Raw genomic sequence first — 7973 nt, forward strand, 5'->3', positions numbered from 1 at the left:
CGCCGGGGTGCCGCGACCGGGGCCGGTGCCGGCGCCGCGCCCGAGGCCGAGCGCGGCGGGCAGCACGACCTCGAGCCGCTTGCCGCCGACCTCGACGACGACGCGGTCGAGGGCCGCGGCGTCGGGTGCCTCGTCCTCGGCGGGCGCGGCGGGCGTGCCGCCCAGCCCGGCGACGGTCTCGGCGAACTCGGTCTCGATCCAGCGGGTGTGCACGCGGAACGGCGCGTCGGCGTCGGCGGGCACGAACGCGTCGGCGTCGAGCACCGCGCGGTGGAACGGCACGACGGTCGGGATGCCGACGACCTCGAGCTCGGCGAGCGCGCGGCGGGCGCGCTCGACGGCCTGCCGCCGGTCCGCGCCGGTCACGACCAGCTTCGCGATCATCGAGTCGAACATGCCGGAGACGGTGTCGCCCTCGACGACGCCGGAGTCGACGCGCACGCCGGGGCCGGCGGGGAAGCGCAGGCGCGTGATGCGGCCGGGCGCGGGCAGGAAGCCGGCGGCCGGGTCCTCGCCGTTGATGCGGAACTCGATCGAGTGCCCGCGCGTGGCCACCTCGGTGTACCCGAGCGGCTCGCCCGCGGCGATGCGCAGCTGCTCGCGGACCAGGTCGATGCCGGAGATCTCCTCCGTGACCGGGTGCTCCACCTGCAGGCGCGTGTTGACCTCGAGGAAGGAGACGGTGCCGTCCGCGCCGACGAGGAACTCGCACGTGCCGGCGCCGACGTAGCCGGCCTCGCGCAGGATGGCCTGGGACGACTCGACCAGCGTGGCGCGCTGCGCGTCGGAGAGGAACGGCGCGGGCGCCTCCTCGACGAGCTTCTGGTGCCGCCGCTGCAGCGAGCAGTCGCGCGTCGAGACGACGACGACCGTGCCGTGCGCGTCGGCGAGGCACTGGGTCTCCACGTGGCGGGGGCGGTCGAGGTACCGCTCGACGAAGCACTCGCCGCGCCCGAACGCGGCGACGGCCTCGCGGACGGCGGACTCGTACATCTCGTCGATCTCGTCGACCGTGCGGGCGACCTTCAGCCCGCGCCCGCCGCCGCCGAACGCCGCCTTGATGGCGACCGGCAGGCCGTGCTCGGCCGCGAACGCGTGGATCTCCGCGACGTCCTGCACGGGGTCGGGGGTGCCGGCCACGAGCGGGGCGCCGGCGCGCTGCGCGATGTGCCGCGCGCTCACCTTGTCGCCGAGCTGCTCGATGGCCGACGGCGGCGGACCGACCCACACGAGGCCGGCGGCGCGCACGGCCCGCGCGAAGTCGGCGTTCTCGCTGAGGAAGCCGTAGCCGGGGTGCACGGCGTCGGCGCCGGACCGGCGGGCCACGTCGAGCAGCTTCGCGATGTCGAGGTACGTCTCCGCGGCGCGCGCGCCGTCCAGCGCGAACGCCTCGTCGGCGATCCGGACGTGCAGCGCCTCGCGGTCGGTGTCGGAGTACACCGCCACCGACGCCAGGCCGGCGTCCCGGCAGGCACGGGCGACGCGGACCGCGATCTCGCCACGGTTGGCGATGAGCACCTTGCGCAAGGGGGTCGAGTCGGGCACGGCTCACCGTAGCGCGGGCGCCCCCGCGCGCCGGGGCACGGCCGGGCACGGCGGTCAAGATTGGGGAAGGTACCAAGGTCCCGGCCGGGGACGTTGTAGGAACCCACCACGCCGCGGCGCGGATCGGCGGGCATGCCGGGCGCCGGTTGTCCGGGTCGGACAACGGGCGCCGGCGCGGCCGCCGGGACGAGGGCCGGGGCGGCCGCCGGGACGAGGGCCGGGGCGGCCGCCGGGACGAGGGCGGGGTCAGCGCCGCCAGAGGTCGGTGACGCGCAGGCCGATCTCGCCGAGCAGCTCCCGCAGCAGGGGCAGGCTGACGCCGACGACGTTGTGGTGGTCGCCCTCGATCCGCTCGACGAACGGGCCGCCGAGCCCGTCGACGGTGAACGCGCCGGCCACGGCGAGCGGCTCGCCCGTCGCCACGTACGCCGCGACCTCGTCGTCGGAGAGGTCGGCGAAGTGGACCACCGTCGACGCCGTGGCGCCGAGCGTGCCGCCGGTGCCGGGGCCGTCCGCGCCGGAGGGGCGCTCGTCGACGAGCCAGTGCCCCGTGTGGAGCACGCCCGTGCGCCCCCGCATGGCGCGCCAGCGCGTCACCGCGTCGTCGGCGTCGGCCGGCTTGCCGAGGATCTCGCCGTCGAGCTCCAGCATGGAGTCGCAGCCGAGCAGCACGAGGTCGTCGTCGCCGTCCCAGCCCGCGACCGCGAGGGTCTCGTCGTCGGCCAGGCGGCGCGCGACGGCCTCGACCTTCGCCTGCGCGAGGACGAGCACCGCGTCGGCGGGCTCGAGGGCGCCGAAGCGCTCGCGGGCCGCGGCGAGCACCGCGTCCTCGTCGACGCCGGAGACGGCCACGAGCGGGTCCAGGCCCGCCGCGGCGAGCGTCGCGCGGCGGGCGGGGGAGGCGGAGGCCAGGAGCAGGCGGGTCACGGCGTCCGACCCTAGCCCGCCGGGCAGGGGGACGCGGTCGACCCTTGATAGGTGACCGTGCGGTCACCTATCGTGGCCGACGTGGGTACGGACGCCGTCATCGCCGCGATCGCGGACCCGACCCGGCGGCGTCTGCTCGACGCCCTGCGGGCCCGGGACGGGCGCTCGGTGCGGGAGCTCACCGAGGAGGTGGCGCCGCTCGGCCCGCACGTCGTGCTCAAGCACGTCCGCGTGCTGGAGGCGGCGGGACTGGTGGTGACGCGCAAGGTGGGGCGGCGGCGGGTGTGCCACCTCAACGCCGTGCCGATCGTCGAGCTCGCGGAGCGCTGGATCGACGACTTCGGCGCGCGCACGGCGTCGGGGCTGACAGCCCTGAGGCGGGAGCTCGAGGACGAGAGGCGGACGACATGAGCGGCAGCACGACCGACGGCAGCACGACCGACGGCAGCACGACGGAGGGCAGCACGACGGACGCGGCGCCGAGCCGGCCCGGCGCGACAACGAGCGGCACGACCACGAGCGCCGCGACGAGCGAACGCGTGTACCGCGTGCACGTCGCCGCGTCGCCCGAGGCCGCGTGGGCGGCGCTCACGGAGCCGGGCCGCACGCGCGCCTGGTACTACGGCACGGCGGCGCGGACGACGTGGGAGGTGGGCTCCCCGGTCGAGTACGTCGACGGCGACGGGACGCCGCAGATCCGCGGGACCGTCCTCGCGCACGACCCGCCGCGCACGCTGTCGCACACGTTCGTGGCGGTGTGGTCGGGCGCGCCCGACGACCAGGGCGTGCTCACCTGGACCGTCGAGCCGGAGGGCGACGGCTGCTGCGTCACGCTCGTCCATGCCGGCGGGCACGGCACGGAGACCGCCGAGGGCTCCGCCTACCTCGTCGAGGCCCTGAAGCAGCACCTCGAACCGGCCTGACACACCCGTCGCCCGTCGCCGGCCCCGCGACGTGCCCCCCACCGCCGACCGCGGCACGTCCCACCGACCGCGGGTGCACCTGCCGCACCGGGTGCGACGTGCCGCACCCGGCGCCCACCACACCCCACCCCGAGCGCGGTACATGCGTCACGAGCGCGGGTGGTGCACCACCCGCACCCGTGACGCATGTACCGCGGTGGTGGACGGGGGCGGGCGGAGGCGGTTGGCTCGCGCGCATGACGCTCACCCGCTCGCTCGTCCTGTTCGTCGTCGCCGCGCTGTGCGAGATCGGCGGGGCGTGGCTCGTGTGGCAGGGCGTGCGGGAGCACCGCGGGTGGGTGTGGATCGGCGCCGGCGTGGTGGCGCTCGGGCTCTACGGGTTCGTCGCGACGCTCCAGCCGGACGCGCACTTCGGCCGCATCCTCGCGGCGTACGGCGGCGTGTTCGTCGCCGGGTCGCTGGTGTGGGGGATGGTCGTCGACGGGTTCCGGCCGGACCGCTGGGACGTCGCGGGCGCGCTCGTGTGCCTCGTCGGCGTCGGCCTCATCATGTACGCGCCGCGTCCCGCGTGAGTCGCGGCCAGCGGCGACGTCTCACGCCCGGGACGATGGTCTGCCCGGCGCCCAGGTGGGCGTGGCACCATGCAGTCCCGACACGTCCGCCGGTGAGCCGCGCAGGAGGACACACCGTGAAGCAGCCCAGCGCCCCGACGGGTCGGACGGCGACGACGCCGCCCGGCCGCGACGTGGACCCCGCGCACGACGACGAGCTCGACGCCGACCTCGACGACGGCGCGCTCGACCTCCCGCCGCACGACCCGCTCGACGCCGGCCCGGCCCCGCTGCCGTGGCGCCGCCGCACGGCGATCGAGATGGTGGTGTCCGGGCTCATCGGCCTGTACGCGTCGTTCGTGCTGTCGATCGAGGCGGTCGTGCTCGCGGGCGACCCCGACGCGTCGCTGTCGTGCGACCTCAACGCCGTCATCAGCTGCGGCACGGTCGGCCGCTCCTGGCAGGCGAACCTGCTGGGGGAGCACTTCCCGAACGCGTTCCTCGGCATCGCCGCCGAGGCGGTGGTGCTCACGCTCGCGGTCGCGATGATCGGCGGGGTGCGGTTCCCGCGCTGGTTCATGCTCACGGCGCAGGTCGTCTACACGCTCGGCCTGGTGTTCGCGCTGTGGCTGTTCCAGCAGGCGTACACGGTCATCGGTGCGCTGTGCCCGTGGTGCCTGCTCATCACGGTGACGACGACGCTCGTGTGGGCGGGCCTGACGCGCGTCAACGTGCGCGACGGGCACCTGCGCCTGCCCGGTGCGGCCGGCCCGTGGGCGCGCCGCTTCGTCGCGGCGGGCAACGACTGGTTCGTGACCGTCGCGTTCCTCGTGCTCCTCGCGGCGCTCGTCATGCTCAAGTACGGCTGGGCGATCCTGGGCTGAGCCCGTCGGCCCGGGTCGGCGGGCCCGGCTGGAGCGCCCGCACCAGCGGCTCCCAGCGCGCGCGGCGCTCGTCCGGCGACTGCTCCCACCACGGCGTCCCGCGCTCGCCGAGCGCGACCTTCGCCGCCTGGACGCGGTCGCGGGCGGCCCGCTCGGCGTGCGGGTCGTCCGCCCGCAGCGCGGCGCCGACGGCCCGCCGCGCGCTCATCAGCTCACGCCGCAGCACGGTGGCGGCGTCCTCCGGCAGCGCCGGGTCCGAGGCACGCCAGCGGCGTCCGCGGACCACGACGTACCGCCCGTCCGGGGTGCGTGCGACGTCGCCCGCCGGCTGCTCGACCACACGGGCAGTGTGCACGGGTCAGACGCCGAGCGCCGCCGGCAGGATCTCGAGCGGCACCGAGCCGAGCCGCAGCGCCCGCGCGTGGAAGTCGCGCAGGTCGAACGCCTGGCCGCGCTCGGCCGCCTGCCGGCGCGCGGTGTCGCGGGCCTGCTCCCACAGGCGCTGCCCGACCTTGTACGACGGCGCCTGCCCCGGCCAGCCGAGGTAGCGCGTGTACTCGAACCGGACGAACGACTCGGACATGTTGACGTTCGCGCGCAGGAAGTCCCACGCGCTCGCGGGTGTCCAGACCCCGCCGTACGCCGCCGGTGCGGGCAGGCCCAGGTGCACGCCGATGTCGAAGACGACCCGTGCGGCGCGCAGGCGCTGCCCGTCGAGCATGCCGAGCCGGTCGCCCGGGTCGTCGAGGAAGCCGAGGTCGGCCATGAGCCGCTCTGCGTACAGCGCCCAGCCCTCGCCGTGGCCGGACGTCCACGACGCGAGGCGGCGCCACTGGTTGAGGGTCGCGCGCTCGTGCACGGCCTGCGCGATCTGCAGGTGGTGGCCCGGGACGCCCTCGTGGTAGACGGTCGTCAGCTCGCGCCAGGTGTGGAACGTCGTGACGTCCTCGGGGACGGACCACCACATGCGGCCGGGCCGGCTGAAGTCGTCGCTCGGGCCCGTGTAGTAGATGGCGCCCGTGCGGGACGGCGCGATGCGGCACTCGAGGGTGCGCACGGGCACCGGGATGTCGAAGTGGGTGCCGTCGAGCGCCTCGACGGCCGCGTCGGACGTGCGCTGCATCCACGCCTGGAGGGCGTCGACGTCGGTCAGCGTGCGCGCCGGGTCGGCGTCGAGCACGGCGACCGCCTCCTCGACGGTCGCGCCCGGGCCGGCCACCTGCGCGGCCAGCTCCGCCTGCTCGGCCTGCACGCGCGCCAGCTCCTCGAGGCCCCACGCGTACGTCTCCTCGAGGTCGAGCGTCGCGCCGACCCAGTGCCGCGACCACAGCGCGTACCGGTCACGGCCGGCGGCGTCCGCCTCGGGCGCCTGCGGCGCGAGCTCGTCGGCGAGGAACCGCGCGAGCTCGCCGTAGGCGGCGCGCGCGTCGGCCGACGCCGCCTCCAGGTCGCCGCGCAGCGGGTGGTCGTCCCCGAGGACGCGCTGCGCCTCGGGCCCGCGCACGAGCCGCGCGAGCGCCGACTCCCGGGCGTCCGCGAGGCCCTGCGCCTGCGCCTCGACGGCGCGCACCTGGCGCACGGGCGCGACGTCGCCGCGGGCGGCCGCCGCGCGCAGCGATGTCCTGTACCCCGCGAGCGCGCCGCGCACCGCGCGCAGGCGGGCGGCGACGTCGTCCCACGCCTGCTCGGTGTCGGTGGCCATGAGGTCGAAGACCTCGGCGACGGCCTGCGCGGGGGAGGAGATGTTGTTGAGCCGGCGCTCGTCCTCCCCGGCCTCGTGCAGCTCGAGCTCGTCGCGCAGCGCGAACCGCATGGCCGCCAGCGTGACGGTGTCCACGTCGTCGGCGGCGGCGAGGCCGTCGAGCGCGATGAGCGTCGACCGGCGCTCCTCGGCGCGGGCCGCGTGCCCCTCCGGGGAGTAGTCCGGCAGCTCGCGCTCGTGACCCGGCACGCCCAGGTGCGTGGCCTCGACGGGGTGCAGGCGGGCGATCGCGGCGACGTGCGCGTCGGCGACGGCGTCGACGGGGGTGGCGGTGCGGGCGGGACCGGACGGGGGCAGCGTGCTCACCCTCGGCACCCTAACGGCCGGTCCCGACGGTCCCGTCCCCGGCCGCGGCCGTGCGGCCCCGCGGGGGCGGTCCCTGTGCCGTCAGCTGCGGAAGCGTCCGGTGCGCGGCGGTGCTCCGCTGACCGTCGTCACGATGTCGGCGGCGATCTGCGCGACCCTGCGGTTGCGGCTCTGGCTCGCGGCCTGCAGCAGGGCGAACGCCTCGTCGGCCGTGCAGCGCTGCTGCGCCATGAGCACGCCCAGCGCCTGGTCGATGACGCTGCGGGAGTCCATGGCCGTGTGCAGGTGCAGGAGCTCGTCGGCCTGCGTCGTGTTCCGCAGGGTGACCGCGACCAGCCCCTCGGCCTGCCCGGCGAACCGGAGGAGGGTGTCGCGCACGTCCTGCGTGAAGACGTCCGGCTCGCGGCCGTACGCCGACAGGACGCCGACCGTGGCCCCGGTGACCTGGAGCGGCACCGACATGCTGCTGCGCACGCCGCGGGCGACCACGTGCCGCCCGTAGCGCGGCCAGCGCCGGTCCGCCTCGTAGTCCTCGACGACGAGCACCGCGCCGGTCGCGAGGCTCTCGAGGGCGGGTCCCTCGCCGGCCGCCAGCTGCACCTCGTCCACGGCGCCGGCCAGCGGGTGGCTCGCCGCGACGCGGCTCGGGCGCCCGCCGCGCCGCACCGTCACGCCGCAGCCGCCGATGGCGGGGTCGAGGTCCGCGGCCATCGACGCGACGTGCGCCAGGTGCGACTCGATGCTCGCGTCCGTCAGCACGACGTCGAGCAGGGCGGGCGTCACCGTGTCGGCGCGTGCGTCGGTGCGGTCCGGCTCGGCCGCGTCGTGGTGGTGCTCGGCGGTCACGCGCAACACGCTCCCAGGGTGTCCGACGCGCCGCGACGAGCCCCGTGCTCGAGCCCGTCCACGGCTGCAGGAGCGACGATAGGAGGACCGGCGTCGCCGCGCACGTGCGGGTACGCGCCGGCGCGGCGACGGCGGCCGGGGCCGGGCCGTCAGGGGTGCAGGCTCCAGCGCCACGCGTCGGGGCCGGTCACGCGCGGGCGCACGCCCCGCAGACGACCGGGTGCGACCC

At 76.6% G+C, this 7973-nt stretch carries 9 protein-coding genes; 4 read left to right on the forward strand and 5 right to left on the reverse strand.

The window, feature by feature from the left end; all coding sequences use genetic code 11:
* Together AB6N23_RS15950 and AB6N23_RS15955 are read right to left on the reverse strand one after the other, a co-directional pair.
* Nucleotides 1–1545: acetyl-CoA carboxylase biotin carboxylase subunit (locus AB6N23_RS15950; protein ID WP_412866980.1), on the reverse strand; the 1545-nt coding region annotated here is incomplete at its 3' end.
* A gap of 246 nt (nt 1546–1791) precedes the next feature.
* Nucleotides 1792–2472, reverse strand: coding sequence for a Maf family protein (locus AB6N23_RS15955; protein ID WP_412866981.1), 681 nt, complete (start codon nt 2470–2472; stop codon nt 1792–1794).
* Between the two features lie 81 nt (nt 2473–2553).
* Here AB6N23_RS15955 and AB6N23_RS15960 point away from each other — a divergent pair, with 81 nt between their 5' ends.
* The 4 genes from AB6N23_RS15960 (at nt 2554) to AB6N23_RS15975 (ending at nt 4830) form a co-directional block, all read left to right on the forward strand.
* A complete protein-coding gene (locus AB6N23_RS15960) occupies nt 2554–2883 on the forward strand; it encodes an ArsR/SmtB family transcription factor (protein ID WP_378205389.1) in 330 nt (109 codons plus the stop codon).
* Entirely contained in the window at nt 2880–3395 is a 516-nt protein-coding gene (locus tag AB6N23_RS15965) for an SRPBCC domain-containing protein (RefSeq protein ID WP_412866982.1), read from the forward strand. The genes AB6N23_RS15960 and AB6N23_RS15965 overlap by 4 nt, the downstream gene beginning before the upstream one ends.
* A 236-nt stretch (nt 3396–3631) precedes the next feature.
* Complete coding sequence (locus AB6N23_RS15970; protein ID WP_412866983.1) at nt 3632–3967, forward strand: YnfA family protein; 336 nt, start codon at nt 3632–3634, stop codon at nt 3965–3967.
* Nucleotides 3968–4083: 116 nt separating this feature from the next.
* Nucleotides 4084–4830, forward strand: coding sequence for a vitamin K epoxide reductase family protein (locus AB6N23_RS15975; protein WP_412866984.1), 747 nt, complete (start codon nt 4084–4086; stop codon nt 4828–4830).
* Here the strand turns inward: AB6N23_RS15975 and AB6N23_RS15980 are convergent.
* From AB6N23_RS15980 to AB6N23_RS15990, 3 genes are all read right to left on the reverse strand, one after another.
* On the reverse strand, nt 4802–5170 hold the full coding sequence (locus tag AB6N23_RS15980; protein ID WP_412866985.1) for a biopolymer transporter Tol: 369 nt from the start codon (nt 5168–5170) through the stop codon (nt 4802–4804). The two genes, AB6N23_RS15975 and AB6N23_RS15980, sit on opposite strands and share 29 nt — an antisense overlap.
* An 18-nt stretch (nt 5171–5188) precedes the next feature.
* Nucleotides 5189–6898 (reverse strand): DUF885 domain-containing protein, encoded by a 1710-nt coding sequence (locus AB6N23_RS15985; protein ID WP_412866986.1) that lies wholly within the window; start codon nt 6896–6898, stop codon nt 5189–5191.
* An 81-nt stretch (nt 6899–6979) separates the two neighbouring features.
* Nucleotides 6980–7753, reverse strand: a complete 774-nt coding sequence (locus tag AB6N23_RS15990) for a GAF and ANTAR domain-containing protein (RefSeq protein WP_412866987.1) — start codon at nt 7751–7753, stop codon at nt 6980–6982.
* Nucleotides 7754–7973: the final 220 nt, after the last annotated feature.

This window comes from Cellulomonas pasadenensis (assembly GCF_047229365.1).
In the GTDB taxonomy this organism is placed as follows: domain Bacteria; phylum Actinomycetota; class Actinomycetes; order Actinomycetales; family Cellulomonadaceae; genus Cellulomonas.

Bases quoted from the DNA above. Each gene is read 5' to 3' on its own strand.
- AB6N23_RS15965 (WP_412866982.1), top strand. From the start codon at position 2,880: ATGAGCGGCAGCACGACCGACGGCAGCACGACCGACGGCAGCACGACG.
- AB6N23_RS15970 (WP_412866983.1), top strand. From the start codon at position 3,632: ATGACGCTCACCCGCTCGCTCGTCCTGTTCGTCGTCGCCGCGCTGTGC.